Source organism: uncultured Gimesia sp., assembly GCF_937910335.1.
Taxonomy (GTDB): Bacteria; Planctomycetota; Planctomycetia; order Planctomycetales; family Planctomycetaceae; genus Gimesia.
Map to the genome: position 1 here is coordinate 13,399 of NZ_CALEMX010000473.1, position 24,879 is coordinate 38,277.

18 protein-coding genes are annotated in these 24,879 nt (G+C 45.8%); 7 read left to right on the forward strand and 11 right to left on the reverse strand.

The window, feature by feature from the left end; all coding sequences use genetic code 11:
• Positions 1–7 precede the first annotated feature (7 nt).
• From mnmA to Q0668_RS19015, 4 genes are all read right to left on the reverse strand, one after another.
• Positions 8–1,117, reverse strand: a complete 1,110-nt coding sequence (gene mnmA / locus Q0668_RS19000) for a tRNA 2-thiouridine(34) synthase MnmA (protein WP_298867518.1) — start codon at positions 1,115–1,117, stop codon at positions 8–10.
• A 154-nt stretch (positions 1,118–1,271) separates the two neighbouring features.
• Positions 1,272–2,279, reverse strand: a complete 1,008-nt coding sequence (locus Q0668_RS19005; protein ID WP_298867519.1) for a cation diffusion facilitator family transporter — start codon at positions 2,277–2,279, stop codon at positions 1,272–1,274.
• Between the two features lie 150 nt (positions 2,280–2,429).
• Positions 2,430–4,562, reverse strand: coding sequence for a c-type cytochrome domain-containing protein (locus Q0668_RS19010; RefSeq protein WP_298867520.1), 2,133 nt, complete (start codon positions 4,560–4,562; stop codon positions 2,430–2,432).
• A gap of 73 nt (positions 4,563–4,635) precedes the next feature.
• The gene (locus Q0668_RS19015) at positions 4,636–6,993 is read right to left on the reverse strand and encodes a DUF1549 and DUF1553 domain-containing protein (RefSeq protein WP_366918960.1); all 2,358 of its coding nucleotides are present in this window, start codon (positions 6,991–6,993) and stop codon (positions 4,636–4,638) included.
• Here Q0668_RS19015 and Q0668_RS25970 point away from each other — a divergent pair.
• Positions 6,979–7,230: a pentapeptide repeat-containing protein gene (locus Q0668_RS25970; protein ID WP_366918961.1), complete on the forward strand. Its 252-nt coding sequence runs from the start codon at positions 6,979–6,981 to the stop codon at positions 7,228–7,230. The two genes, Q0668_RS19015 and Q0668_RS25970, sit on opposite strands and share 15 nt — an antisense overlap.
• Positions 7,231–7,369: 139 nt before the next feature.
• Here the strand turns inward: Q0668_RS25970 and Q0668_RS19020 are convergent, their stop codons facing one another.
• The 4 genes from Q0668_RS19020 to Q0668_RS19035 all read right to left on the reverse strand — a co-directional run bounded on the left by Q0668_RS19020 (position 7,370) and on the right by Q0668_RS19035 (position 16,478).
• Positions 7,370–9,829, reverse strand: coding sequence for a peptidase (locus Q0668_RS19020; RefSeq protein ID WP_298867522.1), 2,460 nt, complete (start codon positions 9,827–9,829; stop codon positions 7,370–7,372).
• Between the two features lie 126 nt (positions 9,830–9,955).
• On the reverse strand, positions 9,956–11,254 hold the full coding sequence (locus Q0668_RS19025) for a DUF1501 domain-containing protein (protein ID WP_298867523.1): 1,299 nt from the start codon (positions 11,252–11,254) through the stop codon (positions 9,956–9,958).
• 425 nt (positions 11,255–11,679) lie between these two features.
• The gene (locus tag Q0668_RS19030; RefSeq protein ID WP_298867524.1) at positions 11,680–13,596 is read right to left on the reverse strand and encodes a CRTAC1 family protein; all 1,917 of its coding nucleotides are present in this window, start codon (positions 13,594–13,596) and stop codon (positions 11,680–11,682) included.
• A 68-nt stretch (positions 13,597–13,664) separates the two neighbouring features.
• Positions 13,665–16,478, reverse strand: a complete 2,814-nt coding sequence (locus Q0668_RS19035) for a multiheme c-type cytochrome (RefSeq protein WP_298867525.1) — start codon at positions 16,476–16,478, stop codon at positions 13,665–13,667.
• Positions 16,479–17,321: 843 nt separating this feature from the next.
• On the opposite strand from Q0668_RS19035, the gene Q0668_RS19040 reads away from it, so the two are divergent.
• The 6 genes from Q0668_RS19040 (at position 17,322) to Q0668_RS19065 (ending at position 21,993) form a co-directional block, all read left to right on the forward strand.
• A complete protein-coding gene (locus Q0668_RS19040) occupies positions 17,322–18,302 on the forward strand; it encodes a lysophospholipid acyltransferase family protein (protein WP_298867527.1) in 981 nt (326 codons plus the stop codon).
• Positions 18,303–18,460: 158 nt separating this feature from the next.
• The gene (locus Q0668_RS19045; RefSeq protein ID WP_298867529.1) at positions 18,461–18,766 is read left to right on the forward strand and encodes a Rieske 2Fe-2S domain-containing protein; all 306 of its coding nucleotides are present in this window, start codon (positions 18,461–18,463) and stop codon (positions 18,764–18,766) included.
• A gap of 40 nt (positions 18,767–18,806) precedes the next feature.
• Positions 18,807–19,463 (forward strand): HAD-IA family hydrolase, encoded by a 657-nt coding sequence (locus Q0668_RS19050; RefSeq protein ID WP_298867533.1) that lies wholly within the window; start codon positions 18,807–18,809, stop codon positions 19,461–19,463.
• Positions 19,464–19,809: 346 nt separating this feature from the next.
• Positions 19,810–20,028: a hypothetical protein gene (locus Q0668_RS19055; RefSeq protein ID WP_298867535.1), complete on the forward strand. Its 219-nt coding sequence runs from the start codon at positions 19,810–19,812 to the stop codon at positions 20,026–20,028.
• Positions 20,028–20,585, forward strand: coding sequence for a hypothetical protein (locus tag Q0668_RS19060; protein WP_298867538.1), 558 nt, complete (start codon positions 20,028–20,030; stop codon positions 20,583–20,585). Before Q0668_RS19055 ends, Q0668_RS19060 begins: the two co-directional genes overlap by 1 nt.
• 49 nt (positions 20,586–20,634) lie before the next feature.
• Positions 20,635–21,993, forward strand: coding sequence for a DUF4147 domain-containing protein (locus tag Q0668_RS19065; RefSeq protein ID WP_298867540.1), 1,359 nt, complete (start codon positions 20,635–20,637; stop codon positions 21,991–21,993).
• Between the two features lie 41 nt (positions 21,994–22,034).
• Here the strand turns inward: Q0668_RS19065 and Q0668_RS19070 are convergent, their stop codons facing one another.
• The 3 genes from Q0668_RS19070 to ruvC all read right to left on the reverse strand — a co-directional run bounded on the left by Q0668_RS19070 (position 22,035) and on the right by ruvC (position 24,807).
• A complete protein-coding gene (locus Q0668_RS19070) occupies positions 22,035–23,360 on the reverse strand; it encodes an HD domain-containing phosphohydrolase (protein WP_298867542.1) in 1,326 nt (441 codons plus the stop codon).
• 260 nt (positions 23,361–23,620) lie between these two features.
• Complete coding sequence (gene ruvA, locus Q0668_RS19075; protein WP_298867544.1) at positions 23,621–24,241, reverse strand: Holliday junction branch migration protein RuvA; 621 nt, start codon at positions 24,239–24,241, stop codon at positions 23,621–23,623.
• A 38-nt stretch (positions 24,242–24,279) separates the two neighbouring features.
• Positions 24,280–24,807, reverse strand: coding sequence for a crossover junction endodeoxyribonuclease RuvC (gene ruvC, locus Q0668_RS19080; RefSeq protein ID WP_298867546.1), 528 nt, complete (start codon positions 24,805–24,807; stop codon positions 24,280–24,282).
• Between the last annotated feature and the right edge of the window lie 72 nt (positions 24,808–24,879).

The window sequence follows — 24,879 nt, forward strand, 5'->3', positions numbered from 1 at the left end:
ATTTCGGTTACATAATCCAGCCGCCACCCAGAACGCGATCTTGTTCGTAAAGTACGACCGCCTGACCAGGTGCAACACCATACTCAGGATTATCAAATGTAACCTGGATGCGATCTTCATCTAGAATTTTGACCGTGCAGTCGGCTTCCTTATGCTGATAGCGGATTTGAGCCTGACAGCGTATTTCTGAGCCGGGATTGTCAATTAACCAGTTGCACCGATCTGCCTCTAAAGTATTACGGGCCAGATCTTCCCGGGTTCCGATAACGACTCGCTTGGATTCTGGTTCAATCTTAATCACAAATCGCGGTGTTCCAAAAGCAACTCCCAGTCGCTTGCGCTGGCCGATCGTATAATTTTCAAATCCGTTATGATGTCCGACAACGTTGCCCTCAGTATCAACCATTTCGCCTGCTGTTTCCTGTTCGCCCCGATAGCGATTGAGAAAACCAAAATAATCGTTGTCTGGAATAAAGCAAATTTCCTGGCTGTCCGGTTTATTGGCAGTTCGCAAGCCGGCTTCTCCTGCCAGTTCGCGAATTTCCGGTTTGACAAAACCTCCTACAGGGAAAATAATTTTATCCAGCAAATCACGGTTAATACCAAAAAGAACATACGACTGATCTTTCGAACGATCGAGTCCGCGCATCAATGCCGGGACGTTTTCACCGGGCACGGGATTCAGTTGTGCATAGTGACCTGTAGAGATAGAAGTCGCACCAACTTGCTCTGCGAAATCCCAGAGTTTGCCGAATTTTAGCCAGTTATTACACATGACACATGGGTTGGGAGTGCGACCAGCGAGATATTCATCCGCGAAGTAATCTTTGATGCGGCCAAATGCGTCTTGAAAGTTAAGGGCATGGAAGGGAATGTCCAGCATGTCGGCGACACGACGGGCATCGGCGGCATCGCTGGCCGAACAGCAGCCTTGCTTGTGTGACTTCGTATTGAGTACCGGTAAACTGTTTTTATCATCAATCGCGCAGGCTGTTTCCTCTGTCGCTCCGGACCGCATAAACAGCCCGATTACTTCATAGCCCTGTTCCAGTAATAAATGAGCGGCTGCGGAACTGTCAACACCACCACTCATGGCCAATACAACGCGCTGGGACATATCAGAAAAACTCAATTCAATTTGATAAAAAGACAGATTGCCAGAAACCTATTCTATTATAGACCGCCAGAAATTCGATCACAGGTACGCAGACCGAGGAAACTTCCAAATTCAACTGAAATCCGACGTTTCTGATTCAAATAACAGATTGTAGTTAATTTGCTTCCAGGTCGAGATGCTGCGCTTTGGGAACGTGCCGTTGAATTTCGTGTTCAATTTTATCGATTTCTTCTGCCAGGGTATCAAGAAGGTCCTCGGTATATTTCAGACAAAACTTCTCGAAGTCTTGTTCATTTTCAATTTGCGGATAAGCGGCAAGTGCTTTCTTCTTGAGCAGTTCGGACAATTCTTTGGGATTAAAACTTAGATCGACTTTAATACGGTAATTGTCGATGGAGAGGACACGAGATCTGAGATCTATGACATCGTCTACCAGTGGATTATTTTGTAAAATGCGAATGATTTGTTTTTTTGCTTTGGGTGGAATGCTAGGGCCGACCAGCAATTCCTGGTTACGAATGATCAACCAGATAGCGATTCCCCCCAGGAGAACTCCAATCGCGATCGAGCCGATCGAATCCCAGTAATGATGTCCGGTCATCTGTGTCAGCAAAATGGAAACGAGCGCAATGACAACACCCAGACAGGCGGCACCATCTTCGAGGATGACGGCAACCGAAGCAGGGTCGGCTTCATAACGCAGGTAATGGTGAAAGGGGTGGCCGTAACTCGATGCATTTTTCCATTCCCCTTTCAAAGCCAGAATAAAAACGATGCCATCGATCACGAGAGCAAACAGCAGCGCAGCGATGGCCCATTTCATTTCCCCCATTTCCAACGCGGGAGGATGGAATAGAGACTGCACACCATGATAGATGGTAACGCCACAGCCCAGGAAAAAAATACCGACGGCAGAGATTAAAGCCCAGACATATCGTTCGCCTGCATATCCATACTCAAATCGATGATCAGGAGCCTGGTCAGCGCGTACTAATCCGATCAGCAATAACAGTTGATTCAAAAAGTCGGCGACGGAGTGAATTGTTTCTGAGAGCATGGCTCCAGAACCAGTTATCAGAAATGTGAATCCCTTAACGACAGTAATGACACCATTGCCGATCAAGGCGGCTACAACCGCAAATCGGGAATTGTTTTGCGCCATCTCACACTGCTCCTCTGGTAATGATTAGTTTTTCGTTAGCGAACGATTTCTTAAATTAACAGAATTAGAAAAGGAGTGCTATTCGCGGTTGCACAAAAAAAGCCCTTCGAATGAATGTTCGAAGGGCTTTGTCTTAATTTAGAATGGTTCTTATTTAGCAGTACTGGCCTGGGCTTCATTAAACTTCTTTGCAAATTCGATTTCGGCCTGCCAGCGTTTAAGATTGTTTTGTGCTGCAGCCAATGCACTTGCTGCAGCATTGGCTGCATTTTGAGAAGCAGTGGCTTTGTCAGTCGCAGGCTTCACAGTTTTTTGGAGTGCAACCACCTTGGCTTTGGTTGCATTGATTGCATCTGTCGTTGGCTTTACCTGAGGTGTGAGTTGCGTAATCTTCAGTTGATTTGCTTTGACAGCCGCCTGATGAGCCACCAGATTCTTCTGCTCGGCCGCTTTGGCTGCTACTCGTTTATCGATCGCAGTTTTCAGTTTTGCAGCTGCTTCAGCTAACTCTTTATCACCGGCCACTTTTTTACTGATGGCATCCGCTTTGGCATGTGCTTCGATGATGGCTGGCAAGGTCACACCAATGGCGGCAATCAGTTTTGTTGAATTTTCCGCACTGCCTTGAGCGGCAGTAAATGCTTTTTTGGATGCAGCAAGATTGGCATTGATGCCGTTCAATTTGTTTTGCAGATCAGTCTGTTGTTTTTGAGTGGCGGCGATAGCGGCGTTAATATTAGCAACTGCTGTCTGATCAACTTTAACTGCAGCCACGAGTTTTTGATGATTTGCCTGTGTTGCCTGTAGACTGGCGGTTGCAGCTGTCAGACGCTGAGACAACGGTAAGGGATTCGCAGTTAATTCACCAACATCTTTGCCGTCGGCAGCATTCCAGACTTTAATTTTCCCTGTCCAGTCGCCGGCAATCACGCGGTTGGTTTCATCACAGATAGTGACACTTCCCGCAATATCTGTAAACGCGGGTAACGCTCTCAATTGTTTTCCTGCCTGATCCCAAATTTTCGTGACACGATCACGACCACAAGTGACAATTCGGCCATCGCGGGCAAATTCGATACTTGAAGTACCGGGATTATGTGCATTCCAGGATTTGATGTTTCCACCATTTTCAAGTTCCCAGAGTTTGACCGATTGGTCATCACAGCTGGTGGCGACAATGTTGGAATCGGATCGCCAGGAAATTCCTGTGATGCCTTTTTTGTGTCCTTTCAGTGTGAGGTACTCGCTACCTGAGGCTGCTTCCCAAACAAAGGCGCCACCACTACGGTCACCAGAACAAAGCAAAACAGAATCGGGACTGAAAGCCAGTGAAGTCATCCAGTCTGTATGTTTGCGAATTTCATACGCAAGCTTACCATCACTTGTGGAGTAAACACGGATTACTTTGCTGGGACTACCTAATGCGATAAAACGCTGGTCTGAACTAATGTCGGCACAAAGAACCGAATCCAGTTCATCGCCGACAGCAAACAGGCGTTTGGCAGTTCGGACATCCCATACGACTACTCGGCCACTGGCGGCAGCATGACCTCCACCTGCCAATAAAAGACTACCATTGCGGCTAAATTTCAATACCTGGGCAACACCTTCCGGGAAGGGGAGTACGCCCAGTAATTCGAGTGTTTTGGTGTTGTAAAGTAGTATCTGTTTCTGACCTGCTACGGCTGCCAGAGGAGACCAGGGGTTTGTAGCTAAGGCAGTAACTGCTGTTCCCAATGTAGAATGAACTACAGGCTCCAAGCTTAAACGTGGAGGCATGGGAGGAGGCCCTTGAGGTTTGCCTGAGGATGCTCCTTTGAGGGCAAAATCAAATTTAGGTTTCTTAATGACAATTTTACTGCCTGAGTTTTCAGGGGCACCACCATCAATCCACTGTTTGATTAACGCAATTTGATTAGCAGGCAATTTGTCAGATTTTGGTGGCATGAATGGTTCAGATTCATGAGTGACCAGCATATAGAGGTAACTGCTATCGGAGTCTCCGGCTTCGATCGAATCTCCAGCAGCACCACCCTGCATCAAGCCTGTGTAGTTCGTCAGATCCAGGCCAGATTGCTTTTTGTTGGTATTGTGACAGGCGAAACATTTTGCGCGGAAAATGGGCTTAATGTGTTCGTCGTAAGTGATTTTTACTTTCTTTGTGTCTGCCGGTTTTTTGTCTGCAGCAATTAACGCTGTTGACATCAAAGAGACCACCAAACCAGCAACTACCAGTGTTTTGCAGGTTTGATGACACCAGTTATCGGAGAATACGTTTTTCATAGTCATAACCATATTAAAAGCGGGATTCTTGTGAAGTTCCCCAAAGGTGATAAATCGTCAGATGACTTATTATTTAATGATTAAAGATGAATTCTCTTGAGTTCAATAAGGACCAGAATACATCATTCAAAGTGTTGGTTTGATCTTTCTTGTTTTCATCCAAGACCTGAACTAACGATGAATATTCTTTGTCTGTCGGTTTACGCGAGAGGCAGGAAATATACATTTCGTCAACCACTTCAAGCGGTTTCTTTCCCGCTTTGATTCTGTCAGCAACAAACTTTCCTCGTGTGATTTTACTGTTGACGGTATCGCCATTCAGTAAATGCAATGCCTGTGAAAGGCTGGGTTCCATCCGAACTTCGCAGGAACAAACGGTATCGCGTTTTGCTCGACCAAATGTAGTCAGGAAGTAGGTTGAAGTATTACCATCTGCAATCTGTACAGCACGAGCACCCAGGGGCAGTCCACGAAACTTATTAGCAGAATTCGTCACTTGACTGATACAGTCCAGCAACACTTCAGCCCGCATACGTCGAGGTTGAGCGTGTGAGAAATTCGTTAGATCTTTTTCGTTTGTTTTGTTTGTTTGAGTCGAGAGTTGATAGGTTCGAGAAGTACAGATATCTCGGACCAGTTTCTTGAAGTCATAATTATATTCAGTAAAGCGTTTAGAAAGCTCAGTCAACAATTCCGGGTTTACAGGAGGATTACTGACTCGGACGTCATCGACCTCGTTAATAATACCCTTTCCAAAAAAGTGAGCCCAGACAATATTACTCAGGTTAGATGCAAAGTAAGGGTTTTCATTAGAGGCCAGCCATTGTGAGAGTAATACGCGACGATCTTTTCCGCGGGTATCGGGTTCGGCACCACCCAGAAATTTCGGTTTCATCACGCGTTTATCAACCAGGTGTTGAACTTCTCCACTGCCACGGTTGTAAATAATAGATTCACGCGGATCTTCACTTCCTTTGCGACCAATCTGTGAGAAGAAAGCAGCGAAACTGTAGTAATCATTCATCGTCCAGCGGTCAAATGGATGATTATGGCATTGAGCACATTGAATACGCATACCCATAAAGACCTGAGCTACATTTTCTGAAACTTTTAAAGTGTCTCGTTCATTTTCGTAATAGTTAGTCGCCGCATTAGCAAATGTACCACCGGTAGAGCCGAGGAGTTCCTGAATCATCTTGTCAATGGGTACATTGGAAGCAATTCGTTCCTGTAACCAGTTGTAATACAGTAAGGCTGATTTATAACTGATGCGGTTATTGACCGTTCTGATCTGTAGCAGTTCGGACCATTTCATGACCCACATCTCTACAAATTCTTTACGATTCAGCAGTTTATCAACAAGCTTATCTCGTTTTTTGGGATCTTTATCGGCGGCAAACTGATTGAACTCTTCTATCGAAGGCAGGATACCACAGATATCAAGACTGGCGCGACGTAAAAATTCAGCATCGGTACAGAGTGGAGACGGAATCACTCGCAATTTTTTCAGTTTATTGTGAATGAGCGTGTCGACATAATTTGATTCAGGAGTGTTTGGCCATGTAAAGTTGAGACCTTTCGGCAAAACAACAAAGTGTGACCCAACAGTATGTGTGTCGAATCGTGCCATGATGAATGCTTCACCACGGTTACTGGCTGTAATCAAACCGTTCTTTGTAATCGTGGCTGAGTTGTCATTGTTTGATGAGAATGCGGCTAGAGAAGTCACATCTCTGGTAGTTCCATCTGAATATGTCGCTACGGCAGATACCTGTTGTTTAGTACCTTTTCCATCCAGGACCCCACCTTTCGGGTAAATATCTACTTTGGTAACGGTGGGGATTACACCTGTATCGTAAGGTGCCCCGGCTTGTAACCAGCGGAGTGTTGCGGTGTAATGTTCCGAATCTTTTTCGTAGAGTTTACCTCCGGTATGAGGTACTGCTCCGGTAGATTTTTCGATCAGAAGACTTTCCTGAGGCAAACTCAAATTGACACGGCGTCCACTCAGTTCGCGAGTTAGGCGGAAATGATCCCCTTTCGGGTCGAATCCGAAAAGTGAGAGACGAAAGCCATCTTTTCCACTCGCGGCTCCGTGACAACTACCGGTATTACAGCCAGCACGCATGAAAGTAGGCATTACATCCAGCGTAAAACTGATTGGACGCTCTTCTTTTGCTTTGACAACTTTTGCGTGCAATTTAATATTTGCACCACCAAAACTGGCGATTAAATCTGTTTCTCCATCACTGGCTGGATACACAATATTTTTGTCTAAACGAACAATGCCAGCTGCCGCAGGTTTTAGTAGTAACTGACTAGTAACATCCTGTGTGAGGCCGTTGTCGTAGACAGCCTGCGCGATGATGGTCTGTCGATCGCGGCTGGTGGTGAGTTCAATTAGTTCTGGATAAACATTCAGCTTTACCATTTTAGGAGCTGGCTTAGGTGCCACTGGTTTCGCTGTAGCTGTTTTAGCCGGTACAGGTTTGGCCGGTACAGGTTTGGCCGGTACAGGTTTGGCCGGTACAGGTTTAGCCGGTACAGGTTTAGCCGGTGCAGGTTTAGCCGGTGCAGGTTTAGCCGGTGCAGGTTTAGCCGGTGCAGGTTTGGCCGGTGCAGGTTTGGCCTTATCTGCTGCCAAGCTGAGAGAGAATCCACTGAATAAGAAAGTCAGTGCGACAAAGCTGCTAAGTAATGTTTGGTGACGCAACATAATCAAAGACCTTTTTTTCGTCAACAGAATTTAGTTGATGAAGGTGATATAAAATTTGAATTCAATTAATCAGTAATAAAGCGAACTAATATTATTTTGAACCGGATTCCAAACGCTTCTGGGCATCCAGACGTAGTTGTTCCAGGCGTGTCAGCCGTTTAGGAGGCGCTGCTTTTTTAGGCGCCGCTTTTTTCACAACAGCGGCAGGCTTAGGTTTGGCAGGAGCATCCTTCTTAGGTGGGATTGGCTTATCGATACGAAGTTCTGTTCGACCAGTTGTGTGCACAACCGTTTCGCCATTCATGGGGATTTCCACCTGACAGAACAGACTCTTGTGCCGTCCCTGTGGTGAAGTGGGGTCAGTTTTAACTTTAAATACAAGCTCCTTACTCTCTTTGTTGAAGGAGATATCAGTGGTTGTGACTTTAGGAGGTAAACCTACGAGTTTGATTTTTGCATTCCCTTCAAACGGGTTCTTCATACTGACTTTGCAGATGATTTCAGTTTCTTTTCCTTGCTCGACAGCCGTACGAGACAATGCAAGATCAACAAACGAGTCTGTGATTTCTAATGGTGCTAACTGTGAAGAAACCCAGGCTGGGCCACTCACATCGGCAGAACCAATCACAAAGACTTTCCATTTTTTGATTTCTGCATTGCCGTTGGCATTCAGAGGGTACAAAACTTCGTTTTGACCTTTGGGGATTGTGACAATACTGGCCGCTCCTAGTCCTGGTGGACGGAAGGGGAACTGCAAAGTGATTGCTTTATCAAATCCTTTTTTCCGAGTCACAACAACCTTCAGTTGCATAGAGCCGTTGCGTGTTAGAGGTGCCTTAGGCTCTACGATATCGAGTTTGAAGGGGAGTTCTTCCACGACAGCGACTGGAATCTGAGCGACATCTTTCATCCAAAGTAATTGATTGTTACGAACTCGTACCAAGTCAGCGCGGTTTCTGAACACGCCTTCAATTTTTTGCTTCGGATCTGCGTGCCGTCCTTTAAGTTCGATCAGAGTGCCAGATACCGGAGCATCAGCGGCAGCTTCAAACACGACGGGCATTGTCGTTAAATTGGCGGCCATTGGTTCGGCAACCATTTTAACTCCTTTAGGAATATTCTGAGAATCAAGAACAATTTCTCCGCCGAAGTTTTTCCGTACGACGCTGACCACTGCAGCAAAGCGGTTTCCACGGGCAACGACAATGCGCTGTCGTTCTTGAGAATAACGAGCATTTCTGGGAATACCCAGATCCAATGATGCAGAGACTGGCTGCATTTCGACGCGGTATACAAAATCGGCTCCACCACGGGCGAGATGGTCTGTGATTGAAAGATAATAGTCACCATCTGCGGGAAATTTGTAGCGGAAGTAACTGTCAGGGCCACGGGAATCATCGTTTGCGGCAAGTCTTCCAAATTTTGCATTATAAAGTGCCATGACCGGATCGAGAGAGGATCGGATACGGCGTGCGAAACATTCGATTTCCAGGGTCTGGCCTTTCTTTCCCTGAAACTTGAAGTAGTCAATATCGCCCGCTGTTTCAATGATCCCATTAAAAGCGTTAGGAAGCGCTGCAGCAGAGGCTAGCTTGAATTCGTTGTTGGGTTCGGCTTCGAATGAATTACCATGAGGGAAGAGGCGGAATACATTACCAGAAGGAGCACTCCCTCCGGCGTCAGCAGCAAAGAGTCGAAACTCATCATCAGGTTTCGCAGGCAACTGAAATTCTTGAGCAAGATTTGCGACCGTATTTCCTTTGAAGGTCACTTTCTGTTTTGTCCCTAACTGTCCACCGGCAGGATAAATGGCTGTCGGACGAGGATAAGTTCCCACGTGCAGGCGGTAGAAGGCCGCGCCATTTCCACCATAGGAGCTGTCGCGTACCAAAATAGTATATTTACCATCTGCAGGAGCGATCACGGAAACTGCGGTGTCGTTTCTCAGCAGAGGTAGATCATCGATTGCTTTTAATTCAAAACGTTTTTCGTCAAGAATCGCAACATATGGGTCAAAGATAGTTGTCGCTAAACGAACGCCTTCAATCTCGGCTGAAATGCGTTGTCCTTTTTTCGCCGTGATCACGAAATGATCAACATCTTCATTCGTAACAATGCCAGTGACTGTCTGGTTGAGTGTAATCGACTGGGGTGTTTCAAATTCGCTGTTAGGCTCTTTTTCTGCAACTTCTGGAAATTGACCGACCCAGAATGTTTTATAATCGGAGACGCCACTTTTCGTACGAACCTGGAATGTATGCTCTCCAAGGTCACAGCCTGGCAAAATCTTTACAATGGCTGTACAGACATTGACATTTTTGGGATCACCTTTGATTTCTTTGAATTCAAATCCTTTCTTATACGAAAGGATTTCAACCGCATCTGATAATCGGGCGCCATAGAACGTGAGAGCGATTTCCGTTCCGCGCTGTCCACCTCGTGGCCTAACATAATTTAAAGTCGGGCTTGCCGCTTCGACTAGATCCACGAGCAATAAGCTAAATGCGATTGCAAAAATTCCGGTGCAGACAGAGCTGTACTTCCGCAGCATCACGGTTTCCCCCCTTGGAAAGTAGATGTTCGAGTATCAGTTTTCATTCGCTTGAATCAAAATGTTAACACGCGAGATTTTCTCACGTGTTAACAAATCAAATTCAATAAATATATTTCTGGTGGATCAGACAAGGAGATCCTTAATCACTTTTCCACCATTGACAATTTCAATTGGACGGTCGCCAGGTGCCATCAATTCTTTATCAGATACGATTCCCAGGCAATGGTAAATTGTAGTTGCCCAGTCCATTACATTAAGTGGGTTATCTTCAGGCTCACTCGCAATAGCATCGGAAGCACCGTAGATGTTTCCACCTTTCACTCCACCACCAGCCATGACGACACTGAAAACTTTCGGCCAGTGATCGCGTCCTGCAGTGGCATTGATTTTCGGAGTTCGTCCGAATTCACTGCAGATACAGACCAATGTACTCTTTAAGAGTCCACGCTGGCTCAGATCTGTAATTAACGTTGAGAAGGCCTGGTCAAATGAAGGCACATTATTTGTGATTCCGGTCTGAATCCGGTCGTGCATATCCCAACCACCATAGGTCATTGTGATAAAGCGGGCACCTGCTTCAACGAGTCTTCGAGAAAGTAGCATACGAGCGCCTGCTGAATTACGACCATAAGCGTCCCGGACTTTGGCATCTTCTTTATTCAGGTCGAATGCTTCCTGAGAGGCTTTCGAAGAGACCATGTCGTAAGCTTGTTTATAGAATGTATCAACAGCGTCCAGTGAATCCGATTTTTCTTTGGAGACAAAGTGATCGTTGACTGCTCCCAGAAGGGAACGGCGACGGGTGAATCGTTTGGTATCAACACCGCCGGGCAGATTCAGGTCACGGACTTTGAAGCCGTTGGAAGCAGGATCTGATCCTACACTGAACGGGGCAAATGAAGAACTAAGATATCCCGTACCGGCAAATTCGTTTGGTTGATTAGGGATGCATACATATTGTGGCATGCTGTTCTTGGGGCCGAATTCATGTGTGACTACACTTCCCATGCTGGGAAACTTCAAAGCAGGACTCGGTCGATATCCGGTGAACATATTATGTGTCCCACGTTCGTGAGCGGCTTCACCATGTGACATCGAACGGCAGATGGTCAGCTTGTCCATTATTTGTGCCGTCTTGACCAGCTTTTCATTCAAGCGAACGCCCGAGACATTCGTGTCGATCGAATTCATAGGACCTCGGTACTCAACTGGAGCATAAGGTTTAGGATCCCATGTTTCCTGATGTGCAGCACCACCTGGCAGATAGATAAAGATGACTGATTTCGCAGTACCTTCTTTGCTCTCATAATGTTTGAGATCTGCCTGTGCACTTTTCATCTGAAGGAACTGAGGCAACGTCAGCCCGATTCCGCCTGCAAAGCCAACATGTAGAAAATCGCGACGCGATTGATCCAAGTTCATAATGAAATCTCCATTTTCGGTCGTGGGGATAATTGTGTTTGGTTGGTGGCTCTCAAAGGCCAGAGGTTTAACACTTGCTATTTGCAAAGAGCACTACTTCTTCTTGGGTTGGAATATCGTCGATTTACTCGGCGGATGGCTCCGAAATTCACTGGTAACTTCAGAGTTTAGTTTTAGATGATTCTGGTAATGTTTCTAATTCTATCACATTAATCCAGTTGGGGAAGGAATCTATTAAAATCACCTAAGCGTGTATTATGCCAAATGTACTCTCAGTAATTCAAGGATAATCTGAAATTCATCCTACTTGATCTTACATTTTGAAGCGGATACATCAAAACCGATTTATGCGAGTTTGTCAAGGATATCTTATTTATTTCTATTAACTCACTAGAAATAGCAACATTTGGTAAAACAGGATGTTTCTATTTTTCAACGAGCCCGTTTTGCTCCGAAATTTGATATAACCGGTTGGATTTGAGTTGATCCCAGCTAGAAACCGTTCCCGAAGGCCAGGTAATAGAAACCGCTTGAATGATACCTTCGTTCCCTAGTCCAAAGGTAACTGGCAGCTCAGTTTGTGACAGATAGCTGCGGGTAGGCATGACCAGCCGATTTTGAATGCCAGTTTGCGTTTCGATCTGAATTTGAGCACCCAATGCATGCTGACTGGAAACAGGGGAAATCCCTTTATCACTTTGATTCGGATCACTGGTGAGTTGGAAACGAACCCAATGATGCCCCGTCTCCTGATCGTTTCGTAAGAGCCTCGGTTTATTTCCGGTTGTCATAATCAACAGATCCAGATCACCATCATGATCAATATCGCCGAAGCTGGCCCCGCGGCCGACCAGCGGTCGTTTAAAATCGGAACCAATCTCTGATTCTCCTAAGGACAAAAATTCAGTCGAATATTGCGAACCACAGTTCCAGAACAGTTGAGGCGATTGTTTGTAGTGCTGCCGTTCCTGAACGATGTTGATATCTTCTTCAAGATGACCATTCGCTGAGAACAGATCAAGACGACCATCGAGGTCGGCATCAAAAAAGAATACGCCGAATGTGAGAGCCAGTCGGGTTTGCGGACCTAGTCCATTCGAAACGGCTTCGTCAACAAATTGCATCTCTTTGCCGGGTGAGGTGTAGAGGGCTGTCATTTCATTGGCAAAGTTGCCAATGGCGATGCCTAATGTTCCATTGTTGCGGAAGGGGGCAATATCAATGCCCATTGCGCCGCGTGCATTGCCGTCCATGTCAAATGCGACTCCGGAAATAGCCGCCACTTCTGTGAATGTTCCATTTTTTTGATTGTGAAATAGAAAGTTCTGCACTGTGTCATTGGTGATAAAGATGTCAAGAAATCCATCTTGATCAAAATCATAGAAATTCAAGCCCAGTGATTTTGCCAGGGGCACTCCCGTCGCGGATGTAATAATTTTCAGACCGGCTTGCTCAGAGATTTCGGTAAAGCGGCCATTGCCCTGGTTCTGATAGAGCAGGGGAGGGACGCCATTAAAGTTTTGTGGACGACCGTAAGCGCGGATACCACCTTTCAGAGTGAAGTTCTGCGCACGGTCAAATTCGCGCGACCATTCCACATAGTTGCAGACCAACAGGTCCAGATCCCCATCGCGGTCATAGTCAAACCAGCCACAACTGGTACTCCAAAGATTTTGAAAGCCACCCATTCCCGCCTGCATTGTAACATCGATAAATCGATTACCTTCGTTTTTGAACAAGCGGTTGGTACCCAATGCAGATATAAACAGATCAATGCGACCATCGTTATCATAGTCACCACAGGCAACTCCCATGCCGTAGAGTGAAACGTTGAGACCCATTTCGAGTGTGACATCTTTAAATTTTCCTGATCCATCATTCTGGTACAAAGCCAATGAGGAAGCACGCTCTGTTTTCTGTGGCTGACTCCAGGGCCAGTCCTGCGCGCCCACCAGCAACAAATCCTGGTCACCGTCATTATCGTAATCGAAGAATGCAGTGCCTCCCGCCATCGTTTCGGGAAGTAACTTTTCTCCGGCAGCACCGTTATTGTGAACAAAATCAATGCCAGCCGCTTTTGTGATATCAGTAAAGGGGATTTTGGGAAGACTGATTTCTTCTACCACACGCTGTTTCGGCAGACTTAGCGGAGTTTCCTTGACTATTTCAGCAGGCTGGTTGAGCTGAGTCATTACATAGATTGTTCCAGCAACCATTGCAAAGACCAAAATGATCGCCAAGGAATACCAGAAGGCACGACCGATGAATTCATCATTTTGCTCGGATTCCTCTTCCAGATTGTGCAGTTCTGAATGGAGTTCGTCATGATTCTGATTGGCCATTTGATGGTCCTCGTTATGTTTGATTCGAATTCCCTGCTCTCTTTTAGAGAGAAGAATCGCGATTCTATCTATGGTTTGACGGTTCTATTGAGTGAATAAATCACTGGATGTTCGGCTGCATGATTGGCTGCCGGATATTTTTCGCGGGCTTTTCGCTCGGATAAACCTCTCGCCGTGTCATCAATTTTATACATCTGATGCAGTTTTCGGTGTTGTTGTGCGAGTTCGGTTTGTTCCAACTGGTCATAAATCAAGGACAGGTTGTAATGAGCCGTCACATTTTCCGGGTCTAAGGCTAATGTCTTTTGAAATTGTTCAACTGCCTGATTCAAAATCTGGTTTCGCTGCGCTCGATTTTCTTTCGTGCGATACCGTTTGGCTTGATCAAACAGATTTTGTCCCAAGTCATTAATCACGACGTAATCTTTGCTGAAGTCAAATCCGCGGACGATGCGTTCTTCCGTTTGATCTTCCAGAACACTACGGAAATTTCGTTCTGCTACATCCAGATGCCCCAATTGCTGATTTACTTTGCCGCTCAGCCAGGCGAGAGTCCAGGCAGGGGCAGGGGGATCTGTAAATGCAGCCGCTTTTTTCAGAACATTAACGGCGTCCAATAGTCGCCCTTCGCGGAAATACACACGTGCCAGATTTAAGGAACCATCGTAACGCCCCAGTTGATCGACGTGTTGAAATGCTTCCGCAGCCTGTCGTAATTCCGACTTGCCTTTCAGGAACAGTCCGATGCCATAATCGTTCCAGCGTTCCCATACTGGGATTTCTATCTTTTTGTTGATGATTTTTGCAGTGACACCTTCCACGGGAAACGTAATCGTATCGGCGGCGATTGTGGTGATCGGTAATGTGTTGATATAGGGGGAGCCTTTTTTCTTCCCGGAGAGTCCCTGTCCTCTGGCTTCCAGCGAAGACGCGACAAACTTCATATAATGTGTATCGAACTTGCGGTACTGCAATTTTGCTTCAACGGTTACAGGGGCCTTTAAATCTTTGGGCAGATTAAGTTCATAATGAATGGTTTGCCCTGCACCGGGGGGAATCTGATTGTTATACAGGGCCACAAATATATCTTGTGCATTGCGACGTGAAATGCGATTACCGTTTCGATCAATCACAAAGGCATTGATGAAATGTGACCACGGGTCCACGGTACCATCATTTTCCCTGGATCCACTTCGGCCGATGATTCGGTCGCCACTTTTGACCGTAACATCTAACCAGATTTCATTTGAGTCAGCTGTCCCCTGTGTGAAATGATGGCCGACCTTTAATGTACGAAGCACAGTTTCCAACAGATATTTATTTCCCGGTTTCAATACAGGGACCTCAGGCCGTAAGGGAGCGATCAATTTACCATCAATGCTGCCTGCTTCTCTGATTCCAAAGAAATCGACGCGGAGATTGTCTTTGAGAAATTCCTGATGAGCGGCAACCGTCTTCTCGTCATTTCGTAGCGCTGCTATGCCAGTGTTCGCTGACGGGAATAAATGATTATGGACACTAAGCTCTTTGGCATTGTCAAAGTACTTGGCGCCAAAATCATCCGAGGCTTTAACAGGCAGATGACATTTATTGCAATTGTTTTCAGCATGTGGTGGATAATAAAAGCTGCGCGCTCCATGACCCGAAACTCCACTCAATAAAAATGAGTCGTAATGATTTTGTGCGCGAAGGAACTTGTACTGATTGAGTTCTTCAGGTAAATGAACCTTATGACAGGAACCGCAAAATTCTGTTGATTTGTGTAAATCTTTTAAAAACGTTTTTTTGTGAAACGCAGGTTTGGCTTTTACCAGTTGATTATTCACCCATTGCAAAAACGGGTTGTCACTGTAAGCAAATGGATAATGAATGGGTTCTTCAATCGTGTAGTCACTGTTGCCTCGCACACTATTAATATGTGTAATGGCGTGGCAGGAAGTGCAGGTGATTCCCACCTGGGCAGTTGCATGGTTGATGTCATCAAAACCAGGATCATCAAACGCGCCGCTGAAGAAAGGGACAGGATCGTGACAACCCGCACAAAAACGGGATGCCTGTAGATTTCCATCGCGTTCGAAAGAAACTTTGCGTGTTTCTCTGACCGACGCCAGATAAGCAGGGTTATTAAAAGAGCTAATATGATGCACGCTGTTTTTCCAGTCAGCGTGAGTATCGGGATGGCATTTCTGGCAATAGGCGTCCATCATTAATGATTTTGCGGGAATAAAATCACCAGTCGCAGTGCGTGCCAATGAAGGCGAAAAATATTTCTCGCCCGAGGCAGGGCCAACTACATTCCAATTGCGAGGGTCAGCGGAATGAAACATGAGCATTCCCACGACCATTACCGTAATCAAAGCCAGATAAGAAATTCCAACCTTCCAGCGAATTTTGGGGCCTACCAGACGATGCAGCCAGTAGAGCCAGATTGCACTGAGAGGAGTGAGAACGTGGCACCAGTAAGTAATGGAACGAGCCGTCGGATTTTTTAGGTCGAAGGAACCGATACGTAATAAAAGAACTCCGGAAATCAACAGGAGGCAGGAAACAATAAACAGCGCATATCCAACACGTACTGCGCGGCGGTTGAGTCGATTCTTCGTGTTAGAAATATGAATGATGCCAAACAGGATAAACGGAGCCAGTAATAACAGTCCCAGGATCAGATGCCCCAGGAACATATATTGATAAAACCAGTTTTCCAGCGTATCCCCACTTAACTTGTCATAAACGGTGATACTGACAAGATAGATGGAATTGGCGCCTAATAAGGCGACGAGAAACAAAACAAGATATAAAACCTTGCGCAATTTCGGACCGACTGCACGACGAACAGTGCGCCGTGGTTGAGATTCCACTACAAAAGAATCAGATGAGGTCATAATGGCGATCGATCCGGCAAAAATGGCTGCATGCAAAACTGGTATTAGCAACTACAAATCGAATTGCGCACGCGCAATCAAAATCAGATTGGTAGTATGGTAAACAGTTTCATGAGACGTCTGAGGTAACGTTGCTAAAATCAGAACGTTCAGGAGCCAGAGAATTGCGGAGGCCGCTCGATGCGTTGTCGATAGTCTCCCGACAGAATTAAAGTGCCGGAATTCATTGAATCCGAAATCTGTATTCGACGGGGATGCGTTTCCATAAAGAGAGAGCAGGCAGGTTTTAAAGATATGATGACTATCATCGGGGACTCTGGAGACGGATCAGGTCGATGGTTTTGGCATCGGGGACCAGAACAGGGCAGGTTTTGTTGAGTTCGAGTTTGATCTGATGGAATCATTGAGTCTGAGAAAAATTCAGGCTGTTGTTCTGTATGAGAGAGATAATCACCACAGGTGGCATACGCAGTTTTTTGAATCAATGTTAAATTCAATACGCACACCGCCCCCGCTGCAAGCAGGAATCGCATAACGATAAATTGATACGGTTGGTGAGACATAAAAATGAGTTCTGAATGAAGCTGCAAAAAACATCCGAATGAGCGAGTTAATGGAATGAAATGCCCTATATAAATATATACGCAAGTGCCTTCAAATCCGAGGGAAATTTATTGATCCAGTTGATTTAGTCCATTTTTTGATCTGGTGCTGTGATCAATGAGGTGGAATTAATTGGGGGTTGACGAATTTTACGATTCTGGAGACACTTTTATAGCTTTTTAGTCTGAATTACGGACTAAGCATGGTAAGTACAGCAGGGAAGCAAGAGGAAGCGATTTCATGTTCAATTGGCGAATGACCAGGTATCGACTGGAATATCTGATTTTCCGTACGTTGGTCTGTATTGTGCGATCTTTGCCAATCAGAGAATCAGTGTCATTAGCCAAAGGTCTGGCATTCTTCATTCATTATTGTCTACCTCGCAAGTGGACTCGATATCGCGTGGCGTCTGAAAATTTACAGATAGCGTATGGCGGACAACTCTCGGAAAAAGAAATTGAACGAACCATCTATCAGATGTGGGTGCATCTATTTCGGATGGTTGTGGAAATTATCCAGTTGCCCCGCAAGTTGCATCGCGGAAATATCTTTGATGTGCTGGATTTTGATTATCCACCAGAATTAATTACCGCTTTGTGTTCCGGACGCCCCGTCATTCTGCTGAGTGGACATTATGGCAATTGGGAAATCGCGGTCTCCGTATTTGGTCTGTTTGGCTTTCCAATGGGAGTCGTTGCCCGCGAACTGGATAATCCCTACCTGAATAAATGGTTTGAAAAGTTCCGTCAACATACGGGACATCGGGCGATGGCCAAAAAAGGGGGCTACGATGATATGATTGCCACAATCGAGCGGCGTGGTCATTTGGCATTACTCGGTGATCAGGATGCAGGAAAACGAGGACTGTTCGTCGACTTTTTTGGTAAGCCTGCATCTACATTCAAATCAATCGCTTTATTGGCTTTGGAATATCGTGCCTATATTTGCGTAGGTTACGCACGCAGACTGCCTGATGATTTTGAACGTAACCAATGGGTGAAATTCGAAATGGGCTGCGAACAACTGATTGATTCTACAAAATGTACTTCGAAAGACCCGGTTGGTGAAATTACACAGCAGTATACAACGGCGTTGGAAAATGCCGTTCGAAAGTCGCCGGAACAGTATTTCTGGGTTCATCGTCGCTGGAAAAGCGAGCCGCGTGTGCGTGTGAAAAAGCAGCGTCCGACAGAGTCGATTCAGGAAAAAAAAGCAGCCTGAATTGAATCATTCGCGGCAGTCAACTACAACCTGAGTCAGAGATACCGTACATGTGAAGGTACAATGGGCTGACAGGTGGGGCTGACAGGTGACCATCTTCATTTCAGGCGTGACTTACGCATGACCTATTTTGACTTAGACAAGGGGGACCAATGGGAATGAAAGTACGCATCGCGGATGTGACAGAAGTACCGGAAGGCTCATCGGGAGAGTTTGTCGCTGAAGACCGGGTCATTGCTCTCTTCCATGTGGATCAACACTATTATGCGATGGATGGAGTCTGCCCTCATGCGGGGGGGCCCTTGGGTGAGGGAAGTTTAAATGGTACCGTAGTAACCTGTCCCTGGCATGGCTGGCAATTTGATGTGACCTCCGGAAAACATTGTCTGAATGACCGATTGTGTCATCCCACTTTTCCCGTTTTTGTGGAAGAGGATGGGATCTATATCGAATTGCCCGAATAAGATTCCGTAAGATTCTGAAAAAGAGAAATTATTGAGCGATATGATGAATTGTAAAGCGGTCATTTTTGATTGTGATGGAGTGCTGGTTGACAGTGAAACATTGGGAAACCGTGTTCTGGCAGAAATGATTACCGATGTCGGATTCCCACTGTCACCTGAACAGGCGGTACAACAATTCAAGGGAGGAAAGCTGGCAGACTGTCTCGCCGTTGTGGAAGACCAGATGGGTAAAAAATTACCCGATGATTTTGCTACTCAGGTAAGGGCTCAGATGTCAGACGTATTTCAAACCGAGTTACAGGCCATCCTAGGAGTCCGTGAGGCTTTAGCCTCGATTCCCGTTTCCAAGTGTGTTGCCTCGAATGGACCTGAAGAAAAGATGGCACAGACGTTGAAGATTACTGATTTGCTTCACTTCTTCGAAGGGCACATTTATTCTGCCTATACCCTGGGTGTCTGGAAACCGGAACCCGATCTCTACCTCTATGCCGCTGCACAGATGGGCGTTCATCCGGAAGAATGCGTGGTAGTCGAAGACAGTCACCTGGGAGTGCAGGCGGCGGTTGCTGCGGGAATTCCAGTCCTGGGATACGCCGACCACAGTTCACCCGAAGAACTGGAAGCTTTGGGAGCGAAATCGTTTCGTTTCATGCACGAGCTGCCCGCTTTACTTGGCTTTGAATCTAGCATTTCCTGAATCGGATCCATTTCAAAGCGAATTCTTCCCGGCAAAGTTTGCTGTTAGAAAATTCTTTCATCGACTTCAATGCGCGGAAATCGCCGATCGACTGGTAAATTTTACACACGCATTTTGAAATTGGGTAAACTGAGCAGATCTTACGTCCGTTAAAATCAAAAAAAACTGAACTTTTCAGTCAAGAAGCCAAATCCCTTAAGCCGATAATAAGATTATGTCGGATGAGTTCCGGCTTTCAAATTGTTCAATCTTATCTAAGGATTTTTGTTTGCAGGGAATTGTCTCTGCCTGGCTGTAGATTCAGCTGGTCAAAAAATCTACGAGATCGATATAGGAAGGATCCTCTATGAAACATCGGCTTCGAATTTTCACAGGTGAAGAAGAAACGCTCAAGCAGAATGACCAAATGGTCAATGTCCGCTTTGGGGAAATCGCAGACGCTTTGGCAGAAGCAGTTCATTTTCGTCGTACATGGGTTTCTGATTTTTCAGAAGACGAAGTGAAAATCCCAACGGATTTATATGCGATTCTAACAGCCTATAGTCATCTTCGCCCGGGCGCCTGATGGTCACTCGGCCTCTGTCTCAAAAGTTCTTAATCGGCGCACTAGTTGCGATCGGACTTGCCCTCATCGTACTAGGGGCACAGAGGTTATATGAACGTCATCAGGTCAAGCAAATCTCGCTTGATTTTGTGAAAGCTCTGCAATCAGGCGATGAATCAAAGATTCGTATTCTGCTAACACCGGAAAAGGCTGCGCTGGCAAAAAATCTTAAACAAGATTCTCAAGACAGTCGCGCACGTATCGATTACCGGTTTCTTGACGTTCAGCTCACCGGGGATACAGCACAGGTCAGTATTCAAATTCAGAAAAATGGATATGCCATCAAGCCGGATATTCATCTGATAAAAAGTCGGACAGGTGTCTGGAAAGTGGATTCCATTTCCCAGGCTAAGGTCGATCCGCTCTGGTATGATCAGAAAGATCAGCTCTACCGAGAGAAATTATTGAAAGAGAAAGTGCCCCCGACCGAAGTCGAAGGACGTGTCCTTGCAAAAGAGTTAGCGCGTGCTTTAAATACAACCGTCGAAGAAGCACCTCCAGTTCAGGTAGATCCCTGATAAATTTTCTGTTTCTCGAACGCACGCTTTTTCTTCTTGCGAGGTAGGTATGCCAGAGTTGCCCTTAATTTCCCAGCAGGCGTTGCAGATCTGGAATGCAGGAGTGCAAGCAGTCGATTCAGAATCCCTCGTTTGCAATGCGATTCAGATTTCAGACAAAGCACTTTCCGTTTGTGGCCGCTCTTTCAGTTTACAAGGCCAGGAAAAGCTGCTGGTTGTCGGAGCCGGCAAAGCGGGTAGTGGAATGGCTGCAGGGGTCGAAGCAGCATTAAAAGGTTCTGCCCTCGAAAAGCGAACCACCGGCTGGGTAAATGTACCCGCTGATTGCATTCGTCCGCTTTCGCTGATACATCTGCATCCCGCCCGCCCAAAGAGTCTGAATGAACCGACGGCTGAGGGCGTGTTCGGTTCTCGTCAAATTCTACAAAAAATCTCCAGCTTGAATCCGGAAGATATTTGCCTGGTACTAATCTCAGGAGGAGGAAGTGCATTATTACCAGCTCCCCTGCCTCCGGTGACGCTCGAGGACAAGCAGTCGATCACAAAATTATTGATGTCTTCAGGGGCTACCATTCAGGAATTAAACTGCGTTCGTAAACAAATCTCCCAAGTTAAAGGAGGACGGCTTGCTGAGGCGGCTACATGCAGAACGTTGATCGCGTTAATTATTTCGGATGTAGTCGGCGATCCGCTGGAGATTATTGCTTCCGGACCCACAGTCGCTGATACTTCCACTTCGGATGAAGCAGTGGGAATATTGCGGCGTCTTATTAAAGAACCTCAACAGGTTCCAGGCAGTATTTGGCATATATTAAAAGATGATCAAAAACACGCCACCAAACATGTGAGTTCCAATAAAGCAAATGTGATGAATCAAATCATCGGCAGTAATTCAACTGCACTCGATGCAGCAAAACAAACAGCACGCGAGTCCGGTTTTGAAATCTATTCCCTGGGATCAGAAAATGAAGGAACCGCCGCCGAAACAGGGATCGCACTAGCTGAACTTTGTCTGGAAATTCGTGATCGCACAGGTCCTGTTTCCAGACCAGCTTGCATCTTAAGTGGAGGTGAACCCGTAGTAGATTTGTCTTCGACTCAAAATCCGGGTAAAGGAGGCCGAAATCAGGAATTAGTTTTGGCCGCAATGCAGCGCCTTTGGAATGAGGATATTTCCAAAATCTGTATTCTGTCTGGAGGAACCGATGGAGAAGATGGTCCCACAGATGCAGCCGGCGGTTTGCTGGATTCGACGATTCTACAACGCGCGCATGAACTCAACATTGAACCGGAAATTTTTTTGCGAGACCATAATTCTTACCCTTGTCTCGTGCAAGTGGGTGGCCTGTTAAAAACTGGAGCCACACAAACCAATGTGATGGATTTGCGAGTTGCCTTGGTGGAATGAGCTTGTCCGTAACGTTCGCACCAGCCAGCTTATCTGAGAGACTAAGCAGGTTGCGTTTCTTCCTCGGAAATGGTTCGGATCACATGAATATTATCATCCAGGAGGTTCCTCAACTGGTTCAAGCCATCCGCTGACTGGACTTCAACGATTGGCTTATCATATTGACTTCGGTTCGTCCGAATCACAGTTGCCAGTTGTCCGTTACTGAGTTCGACTAAAGAACCAAGCGGGTAAAGTGAGATCGATTGGAGTAATGCACGTACCGAGTTACTGTCAAATTTCCCCTGCGAAGCACCATAGATCAATTTTTCCGCAGCGAAATAGGGATGCAGTTCCATTTTTCCAGGTCGTGTTGAAACCTGGTCAAGATACTCATCCGCTACCGCAGCAATTTTAGAGAATGGGTGAATTTGATTACTTTTTTGCTTTCGAGGGTATCCTGATCCATCACAACGTTCATGTATCTGATAGGCGATGATTTTTGAAACCATCGGAATTTCGTGTATTTTGTTTAACAAGTCATAGGTAATGATAGGATGCTTTTTCAACTCCATATAATCGATGGGAGTAAGTGGTTCATTACCCTTGACTGCTTTGTAATTAATACGGCTCATTCCGGTGTCATGTAAGAGACAGCCAATCGAGAGATGAACCAGATTTTCGCGGCTCAATCCCAGTTGTGTGCCGATTGCCATGGCCAGACTCGACATCTGCAGACCATGCCTGCAGAAATTACCGGAATCTATCGGGGCAATTCCTTCCAGAACAAAAAGGTCCATGTCTTGCACCATTTGAGAGAACGATATATTTGTAATATCAGTAATCTGAGGCATGCTGACATTTGCTGAGAGTAGCAATTGACTGTAAAGGCTATCAGTAGCTTTTGTTAATCCCGCAAATTGTTTTTTGTATTCAGTTTTCATCCCGGGAGAGTAACTGATTGCCTGCACTGGCTTGATTTGATGCAAAAAAGAACTGGTTTGGATTTGCCAGGGAGAATCGGTCCGTTCTTTATCTGCATCATGTTTTTGTGCAGCAGAAGACACAGGCTTTAATTGACTATCTTTGCGATAATTATCTACTCTGGTATTTTCGGTATTTTCAGTTCTTGGAGATCGTTGCTTTGCACTATTGTCGTTTGTTAAATTTGCCAGGTCTCGTTCGTGAACTCGTACACTGCTGATGCCACGTTTCTTTAAATTCTCAATGGTTCCTTTTGTAATTGTCTTGCCACTGGCCAGAAGCAAAATATTATTTTCCCTGCCACCATCATAAATTGGAGCCTGTAATTTGACCCCCATGCAGAGTCGGTTTATATCCAGGGAAGAGTATTGATTGGTCTTCTTTTTGACTGATTTCGCAACCATGATAATTGTGCCAATGTGCTTAGTTTTCTGACAAAAAAGAAAAGGGAAATTGATTCCACTCTGCTGTACAAGGATCGAAATCAACCGATAAATGCGCGATCAAGTAGAGAGAGGGATATTTAAACCTAGGTCCGAGAATGCAATAGAACAAACGATAAGCATCAGACAGCCAGAAGACCTCTAAGTTCAGATAGAAATGAGAACCGATCTGCTGATTATAGCGATTTTAGCGGCATGAAAGTGACTGCAGGTAAAGATGATTATCCTCGTTCCTGCTGATAAAGTGCCGTCAGGAATTCTTCGATACTTTTGAACTTTTTTCCCTCAGATGCCATCGTTTCGACTTTAGATCGGGCTTCTGTAGTTGAATATCCCAGGCTCAGTAAAGCTTCGTATGCTTCACCGAAGACATCGGTACTTGCCTCATCATTCGGAAATTCTTTGGCGACAATCAGGGCAAACTTCGCCATTTTGCGTCTGAGTTTGGCGACAATCCGTTCTGCGACCGCAGGGCCAATTCCGGGTAGCGTCGTCAGTTGTTTCAGGTCTTTTTCTTCAATGGCAGTCGCAACTTCATTCACAGGCCGTACCATGGCACGCAACGTTTTTTTGACACCGACACCATCGACTGAACAGACCAACTCAAAAAACTCTCGTTCAGCATGACTCATAAAACCAATCAACCGTGGAGTGAGCCTCCCCTTTTGTGGATTGCCTTCGATATATTGAATCGTTTTCAGACTGACCTCTTTACCTATCAGAGGTTGAAGTTGACGGCGGACAAATTCAGGGATGTAGACTTGATAATCAAAAGCACCTACTGAAATGATGGCTTCACTTAAGTTGAGTTCATTAAGTTCACCGCGAATATTTGTAATCATGGTTGCTTGCCTGAGAGTTTAATTTGTGAGCGCGCCGTTTAGAAACAGGAGACGCGCATTGAATGGTAATGGCATAAGGCGGCTGCAAATGCATCTGCAACATCATTAGGTTCGAGAACCGTTTTCAGACCGAGTTCTGTCTTGATGGCGTGCTGTATCTGTTCTTTCGATGCGCGACCACTGCCTGTAATCAACTTTTTAATCTGAGTGGGAGTGTAATGCACGACTGGTACTCCGGCATCATGTGCTGCATATAAAATCGCACCCCGGGCATGAGCCATAATGATGGAGCTTTTGGGAAACTTGGGAGTTGTAAAAACCTGTTCGATCACCATGATATCAGGATGAAATTCTTCAATGACTTCTCGAATTCCCGATCCGATTTCGTGCACGCGGGCTGCAAGATTCGATTCTTGATTCGATCGTATGATGCCCCCTTCGCAGAGAACAGGGCACTTCAAAGAATGCTCAAGTATTGCATAACCCGTGCGATTGAGCCCCGGATCGATTCCCAGAAAACGAGTGGGATGCGTTAACTCATCAACCCTTGTAGTATTCGAATTCATGTTCGGCTCAATCGATCAATCATTTGATCTACCAACAATTAGTTTAACCACGACGCCACAAGCTGCCTTCCG

Coding starts and splice junctions, on each gene's coding strand:
- Q0668_RS19010 (WP_298867520.1), bottom strand. CDS start 4,562: ATGAAAAACGTATTCTCCGATAACTGGTGTCATCAAACCTGCAAAACA.
- Q0668_RS19070 (WP_298867542.1), bottom strand. CDS start 23,360: ATGGTTGCGAAATCAGTCAAAAAGAAGACCAATCAATACTCTTCCCTG.
- Q0668_RS19045 (WP_298867529.1), top strand. CDS start 18,461: ATGAAAGTACGCATCGCGGATGTGACAGAAGTACCGGAAGGCTCATCG.
- Q0668_RS19060 (WP_298867538.1), top strand. CDS start 20,028: ATGGTCACTCGGCCTCTGTCTCAAAAGTTCTTAATCGGCGCACTAGTT.
- Q0668_RS19050 (WP_298867533.1), top strand. CDS start 18,807: ATGATGAATTGTAAAGCGGTCATTTTTGATTGTGATGGAGTGCTGGTT.
- Q0668_RS19030 (WP_298867524.1), bottom strand. CDS start 13,596: ATGGCCAATCAGAATCATGACGAACTCCATTCAGAACTGCACAATCTG.
- Q0668_RS19020 (WP_298867522.1), bottom strand. CDS start 9,829: ATGCTGCGGAAGTACAGCTCTGTCTGCACCGGAATTTTTGCAATCGCA.
- Q0668_RS19015 (WP_366918960.1), bottom strand. CDS start 6,993: ATGGTAAAGCTGAATGTTTATCCAGAACTAATTGAACTCACCACCAGC.
- Q0668_RS19035 (WP_298867525.1), bottom strand. CDS start 16,478: ATGACCTCATCTGATTCTTTTGTAGTGGAATCTCAACCACGGCGCACT.
- Q0668_RS19065 (WP_298867540.1), top strand. CDS start 20,635: ATGCCAGAGTTGCCCTTAATTTCCCAGCAGGCGTTGCAGATCTGGAAT.
- ruvA (WP_298867544.1), bottom strand. CDS start 24,241: ATGATTACAAATATTCGCGGTGAACTTAATGAACTCAACTTAAGTGAA.
- Q0668_RS19040 (WP_298867527.1), top strand. CDS start 17,322: ATGTTCAATTGGCGAATGACCAGGTATCGACTGGAATATCTGATTTTC.
- Q0668_RS19055 (WP_298867535.1), top strand. CDS start 19,810: ATGAAACATCGGCTTCGAATTTTCACAGGTGAAGAAGAAACGCTCAAG.
- Q0668_RS19005 (WP_298867519.1), bottom strand. CDS start 2,279: ATGGCGCAAAACAATTCCCGATTTGCGGTTGTAGCCGCCTTGATCGGC.
- Q0668_RS19025 (WP_298867523.1), bottom strand. CDS start 11,254: ATGAACTTGGATCAATCGCGTCGCGATTTTCTACATGTTGGCTTTGCA.
- mnmA (WP_298867518.1), bottom strand. CDS start 1,117: ATGTCCCAGCGCGTTGTATTGGCCATGAGTGGTGGTGTTGACAGTTCC.
- ruvC (WP_298867546.1), bottom strand. CDS start 24,807: ATGAATTCGAATACTACAAGGGTTGATGAGTTAACGCATCCCACTCGT.